This is a genomic window from Enterococcus devriesei (assembly GCF_001885905.1).
Classification (GTDB): Bacteria; Bacillota; Bacilli; order Lactobacillales; family Enterococcaceae; genus Enterococcus_A; species Enterococcus_A devriesei.
Map to the genome: position 1 here is coordinate 80438 of NZ_JXKM01000001.1, position 21859 is coordinate 102296.

Genomic DNA, 21859 nt, shown 5'->3' on the forward strand with positions numbered 1-21859 from the left:
AAAAAATCCTTTCGTCTAATCCTTTGCTCTTAAGTATACACAAAGAAAAAAGAAATCGTTACTCCAACGAAATCGCCAAAAAGATTCAGAAAAATGAATGAAAGTCAAAAAATAAGCTTTACTTAATGGATAACGTGTGTAATAATTCGTAGATAATTGAGAACGGTTATCAATTAGATAGGAAAGAGGAGGAGCTTATGGAAAAGACGAGTGTTAGCTATTTGTTTCGTTTGGCGGGAAAATCGAGTTTGTTGTTAGCAGCTTCCGCTTTTTTTAGTATTATTTCCGGCATTATGGATTTTGTTCCTTTAGTGATGCTGTATCGCGTCTTATTATTTTTATTCGGTGAACAGCCTAATATGGATCTGGCGATGCGTTATGCGACCTATGCGGGAATTGCGATCGTTATAAAATTCGTCATGATGTTATTAAGCGGAAGTTTGTCACACATTGGTGCTTTTAATACGTTGTATGAGATTCGCAGTCGTTTAAGTGCTCATATCGCAACGTTGCATTTAGGTTTTTTTACAAAGACAACTTCGGGGAAATTGAAAAAGACGATCATCGAGGACACCGAACGAATTGAAACAATGCTGGCCCACCAAGTCCCAGATTTAGCCAAAGCAATTACGGTTCCGTTATTAATGTTTGGTTATCTTTGTACGCTGAGTGTTCCATTAGCCTTGTGTTTATTGCTACCGATTGTGATCGGTGCAGCTATTTTAATGATCGGTATGCGCAGCAGTAGCCAATACATGAGCTGGTATCATAAATTAGTCGGACAACTGAATTCTTCTATCATGCAATTTATCAATGGGATGAATGTCATGAAGTCATTTAATGTTACAGCAAAAGGCTTCAAACAATATTCTTCGACTGTCGAGGAATACCACGAAATGTGGACGGAATGTACCAAGGCACAGGCTTGGCCTTACGGGATGTTTATGATTTTGATCGAGTCGGGCTTGTTATTTAGTTTTCCGGCAGGTGGTTGGTTGTATTTACGAGGTGCAGTGGATTTGCCGACGTTTTTATTTTTCTTAGTAATGAGCATCGTGTTCCTTTCTTCTTTGAAAAGCTTAAGCGGATTTGCGATGGCGATTTCTCAAATTTTAACAGGAACAGAGAAAATCAAAAGTATTATGGATCTGCCGCAGCAAACCTTCGGATCTACGGTGGATAAGCTGGCTGACGTGGCGATTCGTTTTGATCACGTGCATTTTTCTTATGAAGAGGATGAAGTGCTGCATGATGTTTCGCTAGAGGTGCCAGCCAACAGTTTGACTGCCTTTGTCGGAGTCTCTGGCTCAGGAAAATCTACCACAGCTCAGCTAGTGCCACGTTTTTGGGATATTCAACAAGGAAAAATTTTGTTGAATAATCAACCGGTTGAAAATTTTAGCGAAGCTGCTTTGATGCAAGCCATGAGTTTTGTTTTTCAAGATGCCTTTATGCTAAGCGATACGATCCGTATGAATATCGCGGTAGGCAAGGACCAAGCGACAGAAGCCGAAATTCACGCGGCAGCTAAGGCCGCTCAAATTCACGAATTTATCATGAGTCTGCCAGCGGGCTACGACACGGTGATGGGTGAATCCGGTGTCAAAATGTCTGGCGGCGAAAAACAACGAATTTGTATTGCTCGTGCGATCTTGAAAGATGCGCCGATGGTGATTTTTGATGAGGCGACGAGCTTTACGGATATTGAAAATGAACGCAAGATTCAATTGGCACTAAATGAATTGCTGCAAAATAAAACGACGATCATGATCGCACATCGTTTGAATACGATCAAACATGCGGATCAGATTTGTGTCTTTGATCAAGGGCGGATCGTTGAGCGGGGAACCCATGAGGAGCTGGTGCGGAGAAACGGTACTTACAGCAAATTATGGAAAATCTATGCAGAAGAGTAAGGAACGTTTTGTGGGAAATGAAGAAGGAGGAAGCTTATGACGAGTGTGATTCGAAATATCCAAGCAGTGGTTGGGACGAAGATCAAACTGCTTTATTTACCGATTTTACTAGCAATTTTAGATGCGTTTTTAAATATGATTTTTTATTCCGTCATGATTATGAGTATCGTTACCTTGATCCGAAATGAATTTACGGAGCGCTTCTTTTTTATCGGACTGGCAATTTTAGCCGTGGTTTTTGTGATTCGTTCTTTGTTAGCCCGTTACAGTTTCCGTTCGTTGCAGCTGAATGGCTCAGTGATCGCGACGGACCTGCGTCTTCGGTTAGCGGAACATGTTCGCGGACTGAATTCTGGTTACTTTAATCAAAATAGTGTCGGGAAATTAACGAGCTATTTTTCAACGGATATTGCGGATTTTGAACAGGTGTTGACGCACCACTTAACCGATTTCGTTAAGGCCTTGTTTAGTGTTGCGGTGTGTATGTTGGCGGCGTTAGTGATTGATTTTCGGTTTGCCGGCGTGATGGTGGTAATGATTTTAGTGGCGTTACCTTTAATGATCAAAGGCGGCTCTGTTGGCCACAAGATCGCACCAGAGCATCGAGTGAAAATGAACGCAGTCATCTCACGTGTGGTGGAATACATCAACGGCATCAAAACCTTTCGACTTTATCAATTGACGGGGACAAAATTTGAGCGTTTGGATCGCTCGTTCCATGAATTCAAAAAGTCATCGATCCGGGTAGAGCTTTCTATGATGCCCTATGTGATGGTCTTTTCAACGATTGTCTCCTTAATGATCCCGGTAGCGTTGATTTGGGGCACGAACCTGCTGATGCAAGGAAATTCTTCACCGGAGCAATATATCGCGGTGTTGATGCTAAGTGTCTCTACGTCGAGCCAGCTGATGACGATTGGGATGCTTTATCCTGAATTGAAATATTTATCCAAATCAGCAGACAATCTGCGCCAAATTTTTGCCACGCAGCCGCTGCCTTACAGTCAAGAACGTTTTAACGGCGGAGATCATGAAATTGCTTTTGAAGATGTTTCCTTTAGCTACGAAAACGATGTGCCGGTCTTGAAGAATCTTTCATTTACCGTGGCAGATGGAAAAACAACAGCGTTAGTTGGCCCCTCTGGTTCAGGAAAATCAACGGTGATCAGCTTGATCTCTCGTTTCTGGGATGTGACTCAAGGGCAGATCAAAATGGGTGGTAAAATGATCCGCGAGATTCGTCCAGATGGATTGACGGAAGAGATTACTTGTGTGTTCCAAGATGTGTATTTATTTAACGATACGATCTTAAATAATATTCGTTTAGCCAAGCCCAACGCATCGATGGAAGAAGTCGTCAAGGCTAGTCGCTTAGCCAACTGCCATGAGTTCATTATGCAAATGGAAAATGGCTACGACACCGTAGTGGGAGAAGGGGGCTCAACCCTTTCTGGCGGTGAGAAACAGCGGGTTTCGATTGCTCGCGCTTTATTAAAGGATGCACCGGTCGTTTTACTGGATGAATCGACTTCAAGCTTAGACGCGGACAATGAAAAAGAAATCAATCAAGCGTTGGATAAGTTGATGGAACATAAAACGGTCGTGGTAATCGCCCATCGTTTGAACACGATCATCAACGCGGATCAAATCATTGTTTTAGCTGATGGCGAGATCCGTGAAAAAGGTACTCATCAAGAATTGTGCCAGCAAAAGGGTTGGTACGCACAAATGATTGAAGAACAGCGTGTAGCGAAAACGTGGGTAATTGGCGATTCACCTCTAGCCCTTGAAAAAGCAAAATAAAAAGAGCAAACAGGTGCCCTTCACGAGAGGTCTAACGGACTTTCGTGAAGGGCACCTGTTTGCTCATTTTCAATTTAATTGCTGCTGCTCTTTTTTGGCGATCATCGGTAGAATCGTTCCTAGTAAAATCAAGATGATCGGTGTGGCGATATTCGAGATCAATTGGAAGAGCCATGAACTTGGATCGGCTGCGTAATTGATCTTAGGCAGCATGCCTAAAATACAAGCCAAGATAGTGAAGGCGAAACACCAGAAACCGACAGCGAACCCCAGCTTCGGATTTTTAATAAATTTGTATTCTGAATGAAATTTTTTGATTTGGAGATTCAGCATCATATAAGCAAAGAAGACCCAGATATAACGCATCGGCATGACGATCGAGTTTAGATTGGTCAGCCACTGCACGAGGATACTCATGCTTTTGATGCCGGCGATCGGTAAAATAATAATAATGCTGACTAAAATTCCTGTTAGTAAATAGCCGTTAACTAGTGTTCCCTTTCTGTTTCTTTTTCGCAGCCATTGCGGAACAAATTCTGGATCCGCGTCGGATAACAATATTTTTAACGGTGCATCGATGGAAAAGGCCAGAGCGGAGGATTGCACCACGGTTTGAGCTAAACCATAAACGATCATTAAGAAATTGCCCACGCCTAGATGATTGCCTAAAATTTGAAAGGCACTATAAGCTCCGTTTGCCATTAGATCCTCGGGAATATTGTTGCTGTTAAAGAGCATTCCCATTGCGACTGAGCCTAGCACAGCGCTGATGCCGATCATCGTAGCCATAAAGATCATGGCTTTAGGAAAATTTTTAGTTGGATGATCAATGGCGTTTACATAAGGTGAGATTTTTTCGGCACCGCCCACTGCGAAGACGAGCATCGAGATGGTAGCGAAATAACCAAGATCAAATTTGGGAATGTAGGTCTTTAGATTTCCCATGTCGGGTGTGGCCATTTTGAATGAAGGGTCCATCGTAGGAACAGCGACGGCTAAAATAATAAATAGGATCGACATGATCAACATACCGGAGCCAGCAACACTTCCAATGACTTTCAGAGTAGTTAACCCTTTGGTAGACAAAAAGAGAAAAAGCAAGAAGATAACTAGTGAGATAAGTGCGACGATTTGAACGCTCATGTTCGTAGCGACAGCGCCGTTGCCTCTGAAAACCCAGCCAAGAGCGATCAAAACAGATTGTGGTTTTTGCGCGAGATAGGTAATATGAACGACCCAATACGTCCAAGCTGCATAATAGGCGACTTTGCGTTTGCCAGTAGTTTCCTTGACCCACGAACTGACTCCGCCAGAGCTGTTTTTAAAAGTAGAACCTAGCTGACCGACGATCAAGGCATAAGGAATAAAATACAACAACATGATCAATATCCAAGAGACCACGACAGAGATTCCTTGCTGGGCGTAGTTGTTAACGACATTCCCAAAACCCCAAACCATACTAAAAGCGATCATTGAAACGGTGAACCAGCGGATCTTTTTGTCGGACATTTGTTACTCCCCCTTTTAAAGTTGAAGTCTCTCTTGCGAAAGCGGTTACATTTCCTGCTAATAAGTATAAATTAATTTAATAGCAAAAAAGCAACGTGATAGATTTCTCATAAATATTTTCTGACGTTTTCATTTAAATCACTTTTCAATGCAGAATTGTTTTAAAATAGTTATGAGGTGAGAAAAGTGGAAATTAAAAAAAGTGTGAAAGAGGAGTTAGTTCCTTTTCTAGATGACGTTTTTAAGCAGCAGCATGACGCAGAATTTTCTGATGGCTTAGCAGAATCAACAGAGCAGCCATTAGTTTTGGCTGCTTGGGTGGAGGATCAATTAGCTGGTGGGATCGTTGGCAGGTATCAATATGACACGCTGTACATTTCTTTATTAGGCGTGGATGCCCGCTTTCAAAAGCTGGGAATTGGATCGGAGTTGATGCGGGCCATCGAAAAGCAAGCAGTCGAAAAAGGATTGAAGACGATTACTTTGACTACCAAGGCGTATCAAGCGTTGGACTTTTATTTGAAGCAGGGCTATGAGGTCTTTGGTGAGATAGCAGATGTGCCGATGGTAGGAACGACAAAGTATTATTTAGCAAAAAGAATCAGCAAGTGAGTCAGAATCAACTCCCTTGCTGATTAAAAGTAAAAGTATTGGACTACCATGATGATGATTAAGACGAGAATCCCCGGCAAATAATTTGAGACGCGGATTTTCGTCAGCTTCATGACGTTCAATCCGATCGCTAAAATCATTAAACCGCCGATCGCACTGATCTCATTCATCAGGCTGTCTAATAATTCTGGGGGCAAATAACGAACGATGAAACTGGCGAAGATGGTGATCGCGCCTTGATAAATCAAAACTGGAAAAGCTGAAAAAAGTACGCCGATCCCTAATGAAGCTGTCAGCATGATAGACATGAAGCCATCCATCACCGCTTTAGTAAATAAAGTCTGATGATTGCCGCTCACGCCGCTTTCGATCGCCCCAATGATCCCCATCGAACCGATTACGTAGATCAACGTCGCGGTTACAAATCCTTCCGCAAAATTATTATTGCCACGGGCAAAGCGATTTTCCAAAAATAATCCTAAGCGTGTCATGGAGTCCTCGATCTTTAAAAACTCGCCAATCATCCCGCCTAAACAAATACTGATGATGATAATAATAAAGGAGCTGGCTTGCAGCGACATTTGAATCGCCAAAGCAATGACTCCTAAAGAAATCCCTTTTGTCACGGTATCTTTTGTTTGCTCCGTGATATTTCGCAAAACAATCCCTGAAAAACTTCCGGCGATGATCGCCAAACAGTTCACCGCTGACCCTAACAGCAACATAAGCTCACCCACTTCTATGAATTTGATTAAAAATAAATGAAATGTTATTTAGAATTCATCTTACCACGAGTTGAATTTTTTTTGAATAGTATTAAAAAAAGACTGTCCCCAACCTTCCTAATAGCGGCAGGCAGACAGTCTAAAAAATTAATTCATTTCTTTTTCACGTTCCCGTTTGGCTAACGTTGGCATCACAAAACCTAAGCCGATCAACACAACGATTCCGACAATGTTAATAATCAATTCATGCCAGAACAAGCTGGAGCCATAAGCGGCGTCTTGTGGTAAAATCCCGAACAAGGTTGCGATAACCGTTACTGCGAGACACCAGCCGCCGACAAAGACCGCCATCCGATCATTTTTGATAAAGACATACTCGGATTGAAATTTCCGACTGTCTAAGCGAATCCGAATGAAGGCGTAAAAAATCCAGCAAGTCACACCTGGTGAAATAATGCCGTTAAGATTCAATAACCAGTTAAAGATATCATTCATCTCTGGCAAGAAAACACCTAATAATAAAATGAAGGCACTTAAAGCGGTAGTTAAAATGTAGCCGTTGATCGGTAAACCTTCCGCGTTTAGTTTGGTTAATTTCTTCGGCATAAATTGTTTCCCGGTATCAGAGATCAGCATCCGGGTCATGGCATCTAATAAGACCGCCAACAGCGCGCACATATAAATGATTTGGGTCACGGCGAAAACATACATCAAACTATTCCCAAGATGGAAAAATTCACCGAGTCGTTGGAAAGCATAATACGACCCGTTCATTTTCAAATTATTTGGTAGGTGATGGGCATTGAAAAAGACGCCTAGTGAGAATGAACCAAAGACCGTCAAGAAGATTGTCATCACGGTCAGCATGATCATTGCTTTAGGAAAATCTTTTTGCGGCTTACGCATCCGAGTGACAAAGGGCGCGACGAGTTCCGCACCATTGATGGCATAGATTAACAAGCCAATCGTGGTTAAATAATGCAGATTGAATTTGGGTACGATGGCACCTAGATTCATTGGCTGTGTTTCGATATGACCGTTTGGCATAAACAAGGAAGCGAAGGTCATAAAGACAAACAGCAAGGCCATGATGAACATCGCGCCGCCACCTAAAGTACTCAAGACTTCCAATGATTTTTTAAAATGCCGTTGCAAGAAAATAAAGGCTAAGAAAACACAGAAGGTTAATAAGGCAAACATTGAGTTAGACATTTTATCTTCCATTGAATCATTGCCGTTGACTAGCCAGCCGAAGCCGACGACAACCGCGTTAGCTGTATCGACGACATAAGGGATCGATGCCGCCCAATAGGTCCAAGCGGTAAAATAACCTAGTCGATCGCCGCTGGTTCCTCGTACCCACGAGGTCAAGCCGCCGCCTTCATGATTGAACACCGAACCTAGTTGACCAACCATCAAAGAATAAGGAATCACATATAATAGCAGTAAAATTATCCAAGAAGTAATAACACCTAAGCCTTGGTTGGCAAAGTTATAAATAATATCATCAAAACCAATGACAGTAACAAACGACATCATGGCTAAGACTGGCCATGAGATAAAACTTTTCTTTTCCTCGATCATGTAAATTGCTCCTTCAGTAAAATAATAGAAATCAGATTAGTTTAACGAGCAGATGACGGAGGCTTGTTTCGATAAGCCACGAAGATCCCCTTCCTTTTTTACAAATACGATCTATCATCCCATAAAAAAATAAATAGTGCCAATAAAAATGAATACTTTGCTAAATTTCAAAAATTTTTGCCAAAGCTCAACAGGAATCAACAGTCTTTTGGTTAGTTTACCACAGCTTTTCTTCACTTTAGCAAGTCAGCTAGTCAGAGGCTCTTTCTGTTCATTCTAATTTTTTTTGGCTATACTAATAGTGAAGTCTTAGAAAACGAGGAGGAATTTTTTATGAATCATCTTTTTGCAGAAGGCGACACACCAAAACCAGAAGAACAAAATCCAATGCTCTTAAAATTATTGAAGCAACGGACAATTTTGATTTATGGTGAGATTACACAAGAGTTAGCCAAAACGGTGACTGAACAACTGCTTTATTTATCATCTGCTAGTGAAGAACCAATTACAATGTTTATTAATAGCCAAGGTGGCCATGTGGAGTCAGGCGATACGATCCACGATGTCATTAAATTTATCAAACCAAAAGTAAAAGTGATCGGAACCGGCTGGGTAGCAAGTGCTGGGATCACGATTTATTTGGCGGCGGATAAAAAAGACCGTTACAGCTTGCCGAATACCCGCTACATGATTCATCAACCGGCTGGCGGCGTGCAAGGGCAATCAACCGAAATTCAAATCGAAGCCAAAGAAATTCTACGGATGCGCAAACGGGTGAACAAATTAATCGCCAAAGCAACCGGTCAAACTTTGGAAAAAATTGAAAAAGATACCGACCGCAACTTCTGGCTTTCAGCTGAAGAAGCGAAGGACTACGGCATCGTCAACAAGATCGTAGAATCAGAATCTGCAGTTAAATAAGAACAAACAAGCGGTCGTGACAGAAGTGTTCAGCTTCAAGAAGTAAGCAAAAAAATTGAAAATAGTTTCTCATATTTTTGAGATGATCCGGCTTAGTTCCGAAGAAGCTACTACTGGTACGTCGTTTATTTGTAAAAAGAACTTGTGACAAGATTTTTGTCACAAGTTCTTTTTCTTTTCTCTAAAATAATTCGGTTGAAATAAGAAAAATATAATAGACAAGGAAAAGTGAATCTGCTAATGTTAGAGGAAAAATAAAATTTGATGTGAATATTTTAAGGAGGAACGGGATTGGGAGCTAAAATAAAGGAATTGTTAGTATTGCCTTCTTTGAGAGAAGCCGAGGTATTGACGGGGCACAACAATTTAAATCAGACGGTAACGTCGCTGTCTTTTTTAGAGATTGCCGATATGGAATACTGTGAAGAACATTTCGAATTGAATGAATACCATACAGGCGAGTTGGCACTGACTTCCTTTTTTAGCATCAGAGAGGACATTGACAAGCAGTGTGCAACGATTTGTCAATTACAGCGAATGGGCGGTATTGGGATCATTTTATATAATGTTGGAACGGTTTTGCCGCGAGTTGCCCCAAAGTTTTAGAAACGGCTCAAGCGTTGGATTTTATTATTATCCAAATGCCAAAACAGTATCGTTGTATTCGATATAGTGAAGTGATTATTGAGTTGATGGCGGAAATTTTGAAAAAACGACCGGCTGATAATATCGTCAATGAAGTAGTTGAGAAAGCTTCTTTACTGCCGGAGCACTTACGGACGGTGGATATTACACTGAAGCTACTGTCGGATCTTTTACGAACGAATATTGTTTTGATGAATGCTGACAACGAAGTGACCAATCAAATCAAGTGGCCGAGAAATTCTACGACTGATTTAGAACGTCTATTACGGCGAGTCGCGGTAGAGGACGGCCAACAAGTGCTTAAAAATGATTTCTCTATTTTTTATAAGGAACTTTATCAAAAAGGAAATGGCTCGCTGTCCCTCTATTTACTAAAGGAACATGAATTATTAACAGAAGCTGAATGTGAACAAACGGTGGAACTGCTGCGAGTTGCTTTGAATTTATGGGGCAAGAAGCACGGTGAAGTCAATGAAGCGGCGCTAGTTCACGCGATTTTAAATGATGAAAGCGAAAAGATGTATCGCTTGGCAAATCAATTGAAGATCGATGTAAAGGGAATCGAGTTAATGTGGCTCCTACAATTAAACGATCTTAAAGAAGAAAAGAAATTAAAAGAAGACATTCTCAGCTATGCTTCAAAGTTTTATAAAACCTGTGTCACCCAATTATTGGATGACCAGTTGATCGTGCTCCTAGGAAATTATCGCCACAATGACTCTGAGCTGGTACTGGGAGAAACGTTCATCCAAAACAGTCCCTACAAAGAGAGTATCGATAGTATCGTTTTGTGTCCTCGTTTACGCAATACCACCGATGTGCGGACGACTTATCAATTAGTCAATGAAGTTGCGCTGCAACTGCCGAAGTTATTTCACGAGAAAAAGAATTTCTCTATTAGTGAGATTCGGCAAGTCGCTTACGCCAATAAATTGATTCAATCTGGTGAAGCGGAAGTCGAAGAGACGCTAGCACTGTTAAGTCCTATTATGGATAGCAAAGAGCAGCTAATGACATTATGCAGCTTTCTATTAGATGCCGGAGCCGATTTTCAAATTTGCAGCGAACAACTGTTTATCCATAAAAATACAGTAAAATATCGGATCAAAAAAATCAGCGAAGCGCTCGGCTACAATGTAATGCGCTTTTCTGAAAGTTACGAATGCTATGTCGCCTGTTTGACCTACCGTTTAATCAGCCTCTAAAACTTCCGAGATCCGGGAGTTTTTTTAGTTTATAAAGAAAGTATAAAATTTTCAAATGAATAAATTGCTTTACAGCAGGTATATCCATGTCCGACTTCTTGAAACCTTGCTTATTAGCTGTCGGTTTTACAATTAAAAAGTTAAGCTATCACTAGAGCAGAGACATAAAAAACGGCTTTAACGACAAGCCGTTTACAATAATGCTAATAATTCATCAATCTCCGTTTGTTTCGTTGCCCAACTGGTAGCGAAACGAATCACCGTATGCTGTTCATCGTATTTTTCCCAGAAGCTGAAGGCGACTTGCCGTTTTAGTTCTTCCATTTGTTTGTTTTCCAAAATAACAAATTGCTGATTCGTTGGCGAATCAAGATAAAAACGATAATTTTTTGCTAATAACCCTTGCTTTAAACGCATTGCCATGTCGATAGCGTGCTGACTGATCTGAAAATACAGCTGATTGGTAAACAGCGTATCGAATTGCAATCCTAATAAACGGCCTTTGGCTAACAGTGCGCCTTGTTGTTTCATGTGGGCGATGAAATAGTCGGGAGTATTCTTTTTGGTAAAGACGATTGCTTCTCCTAACAGCGCGCCGACTTTTGTTCCACCGATGTAAAAAACATCGCAGTATTCGGCGATCTGTGGCAAGCTTAAATCCGATTCAGGGCTGACTAAGCCGTAGCCTAAGCGAGCGCCGTCTAAAAATAAAGGGATTTTGTATTGCTGACAAACTGCCGAAATCATTTTTAATTCTTCCTGTGAATAGAGCGTGCCGTATTCAGTAGGATGAGAGAGATAGACCATCCCAGGAAAAACCATGAACTCGCGATTGTCATCTGCCCAAAATTGTTCAAGGTACTCGCGGATTTGTTCCGCAGAAATTTTCCCGTTGGTTTGCGGCAAGCTTAAAACTTTATGGCCGGAAAATTCGATGGCGCCGGTCTCGTGGGTGGTGATGTGTCCAGTTTCGGGGGCGATAACGCCTTCGTATTTTTTTAATAGTGAAGCAATCACTAAGGCGTTGGTTAAAGTACCACCGGAAATAAAATAAATTTCAGCTTCAGGGCAAAGCGTCGCTTGCCGAATTTTATCAATCGCGGAGGCAGAATATTTATCCCGCCCATAACCGCTTAATTTTTCTTGATTGGTTTCTACCAAACGGGCCAAAATTTTTTCATGAGCCCCTTCTAAATAATCACTCTCAAAGTTCAACATAGGCAAACTCCTTTTTTCTATCAGTATAACGAATTTTTAAAGAAGACACAGTTTTATTTGTATGACTCAGGTCGGTAAAAAAATCAACGAGCAGACAAGCTGCCCGTTGATTTTTATAGTTCTAAAGTTTCTCCAACAGCTAAAACCTTGCCGACATTTTCCGGCAAAAGCTTAACGAAGGCTTCAGGGTCTTGTTTAATGACGGGAAAGGTATTGTAATGGATCGGCACGACTTGTTTGGCTTTCAGTCGTTTTGCGGCGCTAGCAGCCTCATTCGGACCCATCGTAAAATTATCGCCAATCGGCAAGAAAGCCACATCAATATCAAAGGCGTTACCGAAAAGTGCCATGTCACCGAAATTCGAGGTATCACCGGCGTGATAAATTGTTTTTCCTTCAGCTTGGATAATGAAACCTGCGGGCTCGCCCATATAAACCATTTGTCCATCGACTTCATAGCCGGAGCTGTGTTGAGCGTGGACCATTTTTACGCGACCAAAGTGGAAATCATATTTTCCGCCAATGTTCATACCGTGAGTCTTTTCTACACCGTTCTTTTCCGCAAAAGAACAAACTTCGACAATACTGATCACGGTAGCATCATTTCGTTTAGCAATGGGCACCATGTCGCCAATGTGATCACTATGACCATGAGTGACTAAGATCCAATCTGTCGTGACTTCATCTGCTTTCAGGTCGGTTAATGAATTGCCGGTAATAAATGGATCAAATAATAATTTCTGACCATCTTTCATGACGATCGAAAGAATGGAATGACCATGATACGTGATTTTCATTTGAAATTCCTCCTTGTTCGTACGTTTTTTAGAAAGAGGTTGTGACAGATTCGGTCAGCTTTGAAAAATATCGGCTTATTTCCGAAGAAGCTACTTCTGTCACAACTTTATTTATAAAAGAGAACTTCATTTTTTTGAAGTCCGTCCATCTACTGTTCATTATAACGAAGATTTTTTGTAAGCAGTAACAAGAAGCCTTTTGCTTTTTAGCGAAAACGTTTAAACTAGAAGAAAAGTGTTGGAGGAGAAAAAATGAAGATTACGGTTGATCCGAAGTTGAAGCAATTAGGGATCTCGCTGGCTTGCACAGTGATCGAATTCACGAATCAAGACTATCAAGCTGCTATTTGGCAAGAGCTGTTGAATCCTTTAATAGAAAAAATCGAGGTTGAGGATACGCTTGAAATGATTAAGGATGATCCACGAATCGTCGCGACTAAAAAAGCCTATCGTACATTAGGAAAAGATCCGGCCCGATTTCGTCCGTCTTCAGATAGTTTGTGGCGGCGGGTCGTTCAACAAAAGGGTCTTTATCAAATCAATGACCTCGTTGACTTGAATAATTATTTTTCATTGAACTGGAAGCTGCCTTTTGGCTCGTATGATTTAAGCAAAGTGGATGAACCGATTCAGTTAACAGTCGGAAAAGCCGGCGAACGCTACAGCGGCATCGGAAATAAATCGGTTAACATTGAGAATCTTGTGGTGTTAGAAGATTCCGCGGGACCATTTGGCAGTCCAACTTCTGATGCCACTCGGGGAATGATTGGTGAGGAGACGACCCATGCATTGATCGTAGGCTATCAATTTGCAGATGATACGGGAGTGGATCAAGCCACTGTCAAAAAAGTGTTAGAAGCTTATTTGCAGGACTGCCGCGTGGTAGCACAAGCGATCATTTAAAAAAGACGAGTCAGCTGACTCGTCTTTAGACTTTAAATTTAGCAATGCCTATAATTCGTTTGCTGGCCAATTTTTACAGACATCGACCCATTTTTTGTAGCGGGTATACGTTTCTAATTCAGGTATCGTTAGCTCAATCGCACTGTTGGGACTACCGCAGGCGGGAAAGACTCGTTCAAAACGCTGCAACGATTCGTCAAGGTAAACGTCAACGTCAGCTTTGATCGCAAAAGGACAAACGCCGCCGACAGGATGACCGATCGTCTCTTCGACTTGATCGGCTTTTACCATCGTGGCACGTTCATTAAAGGTCGCCTTGTACTTGCCATTATCAATTTTTGCATCACCGGCAATCACGATTAAAATTGTCTTGTCACTCTTTTTCAGGGTGAAGGACATCGTTTTCGCGATTAATTCCGGCGGACAATCCAAGGCTTTGGCAGCCAGCTCGACGGTTGCACTAGAAACGGGAAATTCGTGGATCCGATCAGTCATTTCATATTGTGAGAAAAAGGCTTTTGTGGCTTCTATAGACATTGAGCTCTCCTCCATTCGTTAATTAGAATGATACACGCTTTTCGGAAACAGGTAAATAAGATTTCACAACAAGGAAGGAAGCAATATGAAAGAGGATAAGAAAAAATTATTAGCCAAAGTCGCTTATATGTATTATGAACAAGAGCTGACGCAGGCTCAAATCGCTAAAGAATTATCCATCTATCGCACGACAGTCAGCCGGATGATCAGCCAAGCGAAAAAGCAAGGTATCGTTGAGATCAAGATCAATCATTTTGATTCAGCGTTGTTTGAATTGGAAGAACAGTTGAAGCAAACGTTTAAATTAAAAGCCGTGGAGCTAGTTTCTAATGAGCGGGATGCTAGCGAAGAGGATCAAGAGGAACGATTGGCAGAAGCGGCTGGTGCTTGGCTGCGGCGCCAATTGACGGATGAGTTGGTGGTTGGTCTTTCTTGGGGGGCTAGTGTTGGCAACGCGATTAATAAAATTGAACCGAAACAATTAAGCGAAGTCGTGGTTGTACCTGTGGCGGGGGGACCGAGCCATATTAATTCTCGTTATCACGTTAATACCCTCGTCTATGAGTTAGCGCGGAAAGTAAATGGTCAAAGCTTATTTATCAATGCCTCTGTGATCCAAGAAACGAAAGAATTGGCGGAAGGAATCTTTAACTCAAAATATTTCTATGAATTAAAGGATTGCTGGCGGCGACTAGATATGGCGATCGTTGGAATCGGCGGACCGTTGAGCTATCAAAAAAGTCAGTGGCGTGATTTATTGACGGCAGTGGATTTTGAAGAGTTGAAATTGCGAGAAGCGATTGGTGATTGCTGTTGTCGGTTTTATGACAGTTATGGCAAGGCGTTGGATGGTTCGTTGAATCAGCGGACGATTGGACTGCAATTAGAAGAACTGGCAAAGGTGCCCCAATCAGTCGGAATCGCTCGTGGGCGTTCCAAAGCTCGCTCGATCGTTCCTTTGCTGCAAAAGGGCTATCTCAATACCTTGATCACGGATCAAGAAACAGCCGAAGAAATTTTACGGATTAGTCAGCGAATGTAGTTTTCTTATTTGAAATGCACATCTGTGCGAAAAATCAAAAAGATTCAGAGGTGAAAGGCTTGAACTAACGCTTTTCACTTTTTTTGCTTGGAGAATACAGAAATAATTAGGGCAGGATGCTATGCTTAGCTTATAGAAAATAGTAAAGGGGATTTTTTCAATGGAATTTATGTTAGATACAGCGAACCTCGCTGAAATTAAAAAATTTGCGGATTTTTTACCGATCGCCGGAGTCACTTCAAATCCGTCGATCGTAAAAAAAGAAGAAAAAATTGATTTCTTCCAGCACATGAAAGAAATTCGCGGTATTATTGGCGAACACCGGTCGTTGCATATACAAGTCGTAGCCCAAGATTATGATGGAATCATCAAAGACGCGGAAAAGATTTTAGCCAATATTGATCAAAAAGTCTTTATCAAAATTCCAGTCAACGAACCGGGATTAAAAGCAATCAAAGAATTAAAACGTCGCGGAGTCAATGTGACCGCAACAGCCATCTATACGAAATTCCAAGCCTATCTGGCGATTGCAGCGGGGGCGGATTATATCGCGCCGTATTTCAATCGAATGGAAAATTTGAATATCGATCCGCGAGAAGCGATTTTTGAAATGGCAGAAGAAATCGCCCGGACAAAGAGTGAAACCAAAATTTTGGCAGCCAGCTTTAAAAATGTCGGACAAGTCAACGCGGCTTTAGAAAACGGCAGCCAAGCAGCGACGATGGGGGTTGATATAATTCAACAAGCCCTAGCGATGCCTTCGATTGCTCAAGCAGTTACCGATTTTACCGCCGATTGGGAAGCAAGCTTCGGCGAAGGAACCACCGTCTCCGATTTATAAAACCTAAAAACAGACAGAGAAATCTGTCTGTTTTTTTGCCAGTCCCACTTTTTGCAGTGTGTTTGATCAATGAGCTATACATTTTCTTAGTAAATCATTGTTCGAGAAGTTTAGTGGGATGGTATGCGAAGAAAAATGAGTTCCTTAAATATGAAATAGCTGCCAGTCCTACTTTTCACAGTCAATAGGATTGGCGTATAAAATAAAATATAAAACTAAATCATTGTTCGAAATGTCTAGTGGGATGGTACGTGTATAAAAAAATAAATCTACCTACCTAGCTATTTAGAAACTGAGCATTTTTTCCAACATCTCGCCCAACTGATGTTACCCTTAACTTGAGGTGAGTGGATGGAAGAACTGCAAAACGAATGGGCTCGCTGGAAATATTTTGTGATGGCTCGCTCTCAGGAAGACTATTTGCTGATTCGTCAGCTTTTTTCGGGTAATCGCTGGAGTGAAGAAAAAGCACAGCTTTTTTATCAGCAGATTGAGCATGTCAAAACGCTACCGGTCAACGTTAAAGCGCAAAGAAATGCCTACGAGCATGTCTGGGGGTATTTCAAAAAAATCGCCAGTAAGGAAGAAAGAGCAGAGTTTTTTCGTTGCTTGGATACACTGAGTGAGCGGGAAGATTCCGCGCTGCCTTATTTAAAAAAGTTGGCTGAGAAGTATCAGATTGCCTATTTATTGGATTCTCATCTGTTCGACTAAAGCAAATTGTTACCGATTTTTTTGAAGGACTTTTATAATGATCAAACATGGAGGGATGTAAGAATGGAAACACGAGCAATTGTCATTGAAAATTATGGTCATGCGGACCAATTGAAAGCAAGCAAGGTTGAATTACCAGAGCTAGGTGAACATCAAGTTTTAGTAAAAGTACACGCCACATCAGTCAATCCGATTGATTGGAAATTACGGGAAGGCTACTTGGCACAAATGATGCCGTGGGAATTTCCAATTACGTTAGGTTGGGATGTCGCCGGTGAAATCACGGAGATTGGTTCTGAGGTGAAGGATTGGCAAGTGGGGCAAAAAGTTTTCGCGCGCCCTGAGACAACGCGATTTGGTACGTATGCGGATTACACGATCGTGGACGATCATTTATTAGCAAGAAAGCCTGACAATGTTTCTTTTGAGGAAGCGGCGGCAGTTCCCTTAGCTGGCTTAACAGCCTATCAGGCGTTGTTCACTCATGGTCAATTAAAAGCGGGGGAAAAAGTTTTGATCCACGCGGGAGCTGGCGGTGTTGGGATTTATGCGATCCAACTAGCTAAAAATGCAGGTGCGACAGTTATCACAACCGCTAGTGAGAAAAATCATGCCTTGTTAAAAGAACTTGGTGCTGATCAAGTGATTGATTATCATACGACCGATTTTTCAGAAGTATTGGAAAACGTTGATTTGGTTTTCGATACGATGGGCGGAGATGTTCAAGTAAACAGTTTTAAAATTTTAAATGAACAAGGCCGTTTGATTTCAATCGTAGGTCAACCAGATGAAGAGCTGGCTAAAACGGTGGCGGTAGCGGAAAGTATCTGGCTGCAACCCAATGGTGAACAGTTGCAAGAAATCGCCGACTTAATGGCGGCTGGCAAAGTGAAAAGTGTGATTGGACACACTTATCCATTAACTGCAGCGGGCGTCAAAGAAGCTCACGAATTAAGTGCTACGCATCACGCTAAAGGTAAAATCGTATTGACAAATGAATAAGCAACCGACTGCATCGAATGTTGATGCAGTCTTTTTTTTACAGCGAATTCGACTTTATTGACGATTTTTTTCGCGGACCAGCGAGTTCACTTAAGCTTTTCTGCCGATTTGACAGTCTGAGTATTTCTCGGTATCGTTAAACTTAATGAAAGCGTTTTATCTAAGCCGAAAATAATTTTCTAGGAGGAGTAGCATGAATGAAATCACAAGCAGTATTGCTTTTTTGAAGCAGCAAAAGTGGGTAGATTTGAGTCACAGTATTTATGGCGGGATTCCCTATTTTCAATCTTTTCAACCAATGCAGGAAAAAACACTAGTGACTGTAAAAGCTGCCGGTTTTTTTGCGAAGGAATACCGTTTAGTGACCCAATACGGAACGCACATTGATGCACCAATCCATTTTGTTGAGGATCGAATTTCCGTTGATCAATTGGCAATCAAAGATTTTTTACTGCCGCTGATTGTGATTCATAAAGAAGCAGCTGTGGCGAAAAATCCAGATTATTCTTTGACGGTAGCAGATCTCGAAAATTTCGAAGCTGAACATGGAAAAATTCCAGCGGAAAGTTTTGTGGCATTTGCTAGTGGCTGGTGGAAGCGTTGGGAAGAACCTGAAAAATTTTATAATGTTGATCGTGAAGGGCAAGCCCACACGCCAGGCTGGTCATTAGAAGCGTTGAAATTTTTACATGAAGAACGCCAAGTCACTGCAATCGGTCATGAAACGTTGGATACTGATTCTGCGGTAGATTGCACTAAAAATGGCGGTTTGCTTGGGAAATTATATTGGCTTTCGCAAGATAAATTTCAAGTGGAAGTATTGAGCCGTTTGACCGAACTGCCAGCAGTCGGCGGTGCAATCTCGCTTGGTGTTCCCAAAGTGAAGGATGCGCCGGGCTTTAATGTGCGGGCGTTTGCAATCGTTCCAAATGATTAGTCGTTGAAAAAAGCAAGGCTTCGCTTAAAAAACGAAGCCTTGCTTTTTTAGAAAATCGATTGTGTTGCTACGGCGCGCTTGGGCAAAATGGCGCCGGACTTTTTCTGACCAGCTAGTTGCCTGCATATTTGTACTGCGCTCTAGGTAATAGGTTGTTGTCACTTCATCGTAGTCAGCAAGCATCGCTGGTGTGAAGGGTTGATAAGTATTTGTATTAAGTATGGCTGTTTTTGGCAGCCGTGGTTTGACTTCGTTCTTTTCGGCAGGATAGCCGACGAAAAGACCAAAAACCGGATAAGTGAATTTTGGCAGATCGAGCAAGTCTTTCATTTTAAATAAATCATTCCGGATGCCACCAACATAACAAATGCCTAGCTCAACAGACTCAGCATAGACTGCCATCGATTGCGCAGCCAAAGCCGTATCAACAATAGCGACCACCAAGGATTCCATCGTGGACAAATGTTCAGTGGAAAGATTTTGCTGCTGTAACACCTGTGCGTGTTTATTTAAATCCGCAACAAAAATATAAAACTGCCCATTCGTTCCATTGTCAACCGGGAACTTTGCAATTGTTTCGATCGCTTTTCTTTTTATGTTATCCGTGACCTGAATCAATGAGCAAGCTTGAAGAAAATTCGAGCTGCTAGCACTTTGAGCGGCTAAAACTAATTGCTCTTGCAATTCCGCCGATAGTTTTTGATCGGTAAATGAACGAACAGATGTATGTTGGATCATTGTTTCAAAAAGCTCCATCAAAATTCCTCCTTTTAATGTCAGAATAAAGCTGGTGCGGAAAGAAGTAAAGCAGAAAAGGAGTAGAACTGACAGCTAGCACGATTTTAAGGAACTCATTTTTTTAAAGAGCAAAAAAATGAATGTATCTTCGTCCGCATACGATTCTACTAACCTTGCTAAAGCAAGGAGTAGAACTCGCAGCTAACTCAACTTTAAGGAACTCATTTTTTTAAGAGCAAAAAATGAATGAATCTTCGTCCGCATACGATTCTACTGACCTTGCTAAAGCAAGGAGTAGAACTCGCAGCTAACTCAACTTTAAGGACGTCATTTTTTTAAAGAGCAAAAAAATGAATGAATCTTCGTCCGCATACGATTCTATTAACCTTACTAAAGCAAGGAGTAGAACTCGCAAAACACGAACGTTTGATAGAAAAAGTTTGTTTATATTAATAAAATTCTAATTGTTTTGCCATCGCTATGCTATAATTAAAAACAATTATCTGAAAGGGGTCCTGCAAATGCGTGGTGTAGTTACGGTTATTGGAAAAGATAAGGTCGGTATCGTTGCCGGTGTCAGCCAAAAATTAGCAGAACAAAAAATTAATATTCTTGATGTGTCTCAAACGATCATGGGGGATTATTTTACCATGATGATGTTAGTGGATCTAACGAATGCGGAGCAAGATTTTGAAGGAGCGCGTGAGCAGCTTCATGAGTTAGGAAAAAATTTAGGCGTGAAAATCAGTATTCAAAATCAAGAAATTTTTGACACGATGCATAAATTATAAGGAGGGCTCTTTGTGGAAACCAATCAAATACTGGAAACGATTCGAATGATCGAAGAAGAAAATTTAGACATCCGGACGATTACCATGGGGATCTCATTATTAGATTGTATTGATAGTGATAGCGATCGCGCCTGTGAAAAAATTTATCAGAAAATCACCACGAAGGCGAAAGACTTAGTCAAAGTTGGTGAGGCGATTGAAGGAGAATACGGGATTCCCATTATTAATAAACGGATTTCGGTGACGCCCATCGCGATTATTGCGGCGGCGACGCCAGACACGGATTATGTAAAATTTGCGAAAACATTGGACAAAGCGGCTAAAGCGGTGGGTGTAAACTTTTTAGGTGGCTTTTCTGCACTGGTTGAAAAAGGTTATCAGCATGGTGATGCGATCTTAATGAATTCCATTCCGCAAGCATTGGCGGAGACTGATTTTGTTTGTGGATCGGTCAACATCGGTTCGACTAAAGCGGGAATCAATATGGATGCCGTCGCTCACATGGGAAAAATTGTAAAAGAAACGGCAGCGGCCTCTGATCTTGGTTGTGCCAAATTAGTCGTGTTTGCTAACGCGGTGGAGGACAATCCATTCATGGCTGGCGCCTTCCACGGTGTTGGTGAGGCGGACTGCGTGATCAATGTTGGTGTCAGTGGTCCCGGCGTAGTGAAACGGGCATTGGAAAAAGTTAAGGGCGAATCTTTCGATGTTGTGGCTGAAGTCGTGAAACAAACGGCCTTCAAAATTACTCGAATGGGGCAAATGGTTGGACGGATCGCTTCAGAACGTTTAGGAGTTCCATTTGGGATCGTGGATCTTTCGTTGGCGCCAACGCCGGCAGTTGGTGATTCTGTTGCTCATGTCTTAGAAGAAATGGGCTTGGAGAGTGTTGGTACTCACGGAACAACGGCGGCGTTAGCGCTGTTGAACGATGCCGTGAAAAAGGGCGGCGTGATGGCTTGTAATCATGTGGGTGGTTTGTCGGGCGCATTTATTCCGGTTTCGGAAGATGCTGGAATGATCGACGCGGTGAACAATGGCTACTTAACGATTGAAAAATTGGAGGCAATGACTGCGATTTGTTCCGTTGGTTTGGATATGATCGCGATTCCGGGCGATACACCGGCCAGCAGTATTGCGGCGATGATCGCGGATGAAGCGGCGATCGGTGTAATCAATCATAAGACCACAGCGGTTCGAATCATCCCAGCAAAAGACAAAAAAATTGGCGAGATGGTCGAATTCGGTGGTCTACTTGGCAGAGCGCCGGTGATGGCGGTCAATGCTGCGGGGTCAAATGATTTTGTTGCTCGTGGTGGACGCATTCCAGCTCCCATCCATTCGTTTAAAAATTAATCCTTTAATTATTAGAAAGTCTTCCCACAGGTGAAGGCTTTTTTAGATTCTCTAAGCGACGTT

At 41.8% G+C, this 21859-nt stretch carries 21 protein-coding genes; 14 read left to right on the forward strand and 7 right to left on the reverse strand.

The genetic code is table 11. The features are described from left to right. Window positions 1-197 precede the first annotated feature (197 nt). Window positions 198-1916: an ABC transporter ATP-binding protein gene (locus RV00_RS00355; protein ID WP_071860622.1), complete on the forward strand. Its 1719-nt coding sequence runs from the start codon at window positions 198-200 to the stop codon at window positions 1914-1916. A 36-nt stretch (window positions 1917-1952) separates the two neighbouring features. Beyond that, the gene (locus tag RV00_RS00360; RefSeq protein ID WP_071860623.1) at window positions 1953-3719 is read left to right on the forward strand and encodes an ABC transporter ATP-binding protein; all 1767 of its coding nucleotides are present in this window, start codon (window positions 1953-1955) and stop codon (window positions 3717-3719) included. Between the two features lie 69 nt (window positions 3720-3788). On the opposite strand, the gene RV00_RS00365 is transcribed toward RV00_RS00360, so the two are convergent. After that, entirely contained in the window at window positions 3789-5228 is a 1440-nt protein-coding gene (locus tag RV00_RS00365) for an APC family permease (RefSeq protein ID WP_071860624.1), read from the reverse strand. Window positions 5229-5414: 186 nt separating this feature from the next. Between RV00_RS00365 and RV00_RS00370 the strand changes: the two genes are divergently transcribed. Then, window positions 5415-5840, forward strand: a complete 426-nt coding sequence (locus RV00_RS00370; protein ID WP_071860625.1) for a GNAT family N-acetyltransferase — start codon at window positions 5415-5417, stop codon at window positions 5838-5840. Between the two features lie 23 nt (window positions 5841-5863). Here the strand turns inward: RV00_RS00370 and RV00_RS00375 are convergent, their stop codons facing one another. Together RV00_RS00375 and RV00_RS00380 are read right to left on the reverse strand one after the other, a co-directional pair. Further along, complete coding sequence (locus RV00_RS00375) at window positions 5864-6565, reverse strand: DUF554 domain-containing protein (protein ID WP_071860626.1); 702 nt, start codon at window positions 6563-6565, stop codon at window positions 5864-5866. Between the two features lie 147 nt (window positions 6566-6712). Continuing rightward, on the reverse strand, window positions 6713-8149 hold the full coding sequence (locus tag RV00_RS00380; protein WP_071860627.1) for an amino acid permease: 1437 nt from the start codon (window positions 8147-8149) through the stop codon (window positions 6713-6715). Between the two features lie 333 nt (window positions 8150-8482). Here RV00_RS00380 and RV00_RS00385 point away from each other — a divergent pair, with 333 nt between their 5' ends. The 3 genes from RV00_RS00385 to RV00_RS00390 all read left to right on the forward strand — a co-directional run bounded on the left by RV00_RS00385 (window position 8483) and on the right by RV00_RS00390 (window position 10920). Then, a complete protein-coding gene (locus tag RV00_RS00385) occupies window positions 8483-9070 on the forward strand; it encodes an ATP-dependent Clp protease proteolytic subunit (RefSeq protein ID WP_071860628.1) in 588 nt (195 codons plus the stop codon). Window positions 9071-9361: 291 nt separating this feature from the next. Then, on the forward strand, window positions 9362-9676 hold the full coding sequence (locus RV00_RS16620) for a PucR family transcriptional regulator ligand-binding domain-containing protein (RefSeq protein ID WP_249024040.1): 315 nt from the start codon (window positions 9362-9364) through the stop codon (window positions 9674-9676). A 14-nt stretch (window positions 9677-9690) separates the two neighbouring features. Continuing rightward, window positions 9691-10920: a PucR family transcriptional regulator gene (locus tag RV00_RS00390; protein ID WP_249024041.1), complete on the forward strand. Its 1230-nt coding sequence runs from the start codon at window positions 9691-9693 to the stop codon at window positions 10918-10920. A 192-nt stretch (window positions 10921-11112) separates the two neighbouring features. On the opposite strand, the gene RV00_RS00395 is transcribed toward RV00_RS00390, so the two are convergent. Both RV00_RS00395 and RV00_RS00400 read right to left on the reverse strand, forming a co-directional pair. Beyond that, window positions 11113-12138, reverse strand: a complete 1026-nt coding sequence (locus RV00_RS00395; protein ID WP_071860629.1) for a threonine aldolase family protein — start codon at window positions 12136-12138, stop codon at window positions 11113-11115. Window positions 12139-12251: 113 nt separating this feature from the next. Beyond that, the gene (locus RV00_RS00400) at window positions 12252-12935 is read right to left on the reverse strand and encodes a metal-dependent hydrolase (protein ID WP_071860630.1); all 684 of its coding nucleotides are present in this window, start codon (window positions 12933-12935) and stop codon (window positions 12252-12254) included. 252 nt (window positions 12936-13187) lie between these two features. On the opposite strand from RV00_RS00400, the gene RV00_RS00405 reads away from it, so the two are divergent. Further along, complete coding sequence (locus RV00_RS00405; RefSeq protein WP_071860631.1) at window positions 13188-13838, forward strand: B3/B4 domain-containing protein; 651 nt, start codon at window positions 13188-13190, stop codon at window positions 13836-13838. A gap of 48 nt (window positions 13839-13886) precedes the next feature. Here RV00_RS00405 and RV00_RS00410 read toward each other — a convergent pair whose 3' ends face one another. Beyond that, window positions 13887-14375 (reverse strand): YbaK/EbsC family protein, encoded by a 489-nt coding sequence (locus RV00_RS00410; protein WP_071860632.1) that lies wholly within the window; start codon window positions 14373-14375, stop codon window positions 13887-13889. Between the two features lie 85 nt (window positions 14376-14460). Here RV00_RS00410 and RV00_RS00415 point away from each other — a divergent pair, with 85 nt between their 5' ends. From RV00_RS00415 to RV00_RS00435, 5 genes are all read left to right on the forward strand, one after another. Beyond that, the gene (locus RV00_RS00415; protein WP_071860633.1) at window positions 14461-15417 is read left to right on the forward strand and encodes a sugar-binding transcriptional regulator; all 957 of its coding nucleotides are present in this window, start codon (window positions 14461-14463) and stop codon (window positions 15415-15417) included. A 160-nt stretch (window positions 15418-15577) separates the two neighbouring features. Next, window positions 15578-16258, forward strand: a complete 681-nt coding sequence (locus RV00_RS00420) for a fructose-6-phosphate aldolase (RefSeq protein WP_071860634.1) — start codon at window positions 15578-15580, stop codon at window positions 16256-16258. A 351-nt stretch (window positions 16259-16609) separates the two neighbouring features. Continuing rightward, on the forward strand, window positions 16610-16972 hold the full coding sequence (locus tag RV00_RS00425; protein ID WP_071860635.1) for a YbgA family protein: 363 nt from the start codon (window positions 16610-16612) through the stop codon (window positions 16970-16972). A 63-nt stretch (window positions 16973-17035) separates the two neighbouring features. Then, window positions 17036-17974 carry an NADP-dependent oxidoreductase gene (locus RV00_RS00430; RefSeq protein ID WP_071860636.1) on the forward strand — a complete coding sequence of 313 codons (939 nt, stop codon included), beginning with the start codon at window positions 17036-17038 and terminating at the stop codon, window positions 17972-17974. Window positions 17975-18167: 193 nt separating this feature from the next. Next, window positions 18168-18911 carry a cyclase family protein gene (locus RV00_RS00435; protein WP_071860637.1) on the forward strand — a complete coding sequence of 248 codons (744 nt, stop codon included), beginning with the start codon at window positions 18168-18170 and terminating at the stop codon, window positions 18909-18911. 24 nt (window positions 18912-18935) lie between these two features. On the opposite strand, the gene RV00_RS00440 is transcribed toward RV00_RS00435, so the two are convergent. Then, window positions 18936-19667, reverse strand: coding sequence for an NADPH-dependent oxidoreductase (locus RV00_RS00440; RefSeq protein ID WP_071860638.1), 732 nt, complete (start codon window positions 19665-19667; stop codon window positions 18936-18938). A gap of 503 nt (window positions 19668-20170) precedes the next feature. Between RV00_RS00440 and RV00_RS00445 the strand changes: the two genes are divergently transcribed. After that, complete coding sequence (locus RV00_RS00445; protein ID WP_071860639.1) at window positions 20171-20440, forward strand: ACT domain-containing protein; 270 nt, start codon at window positions 20171-20173, stop codon at window positions 20438-20440. Between the two features lie 12 nt (window positions 20441-20452). Beyond that, window positions 20453-21796: a PFL family protein gene (locus RV00_RS00450; RefSeq protein ID WP_071860640.1), complete on the forward strand. Its 1344-nt coding sequence runs from the start codon at window positions 20453-20455 to the stop codon at window positions 21794-21796. The last annotated feature ends 63 nt before the right edge of the window (window positions 21797-21859 follow it).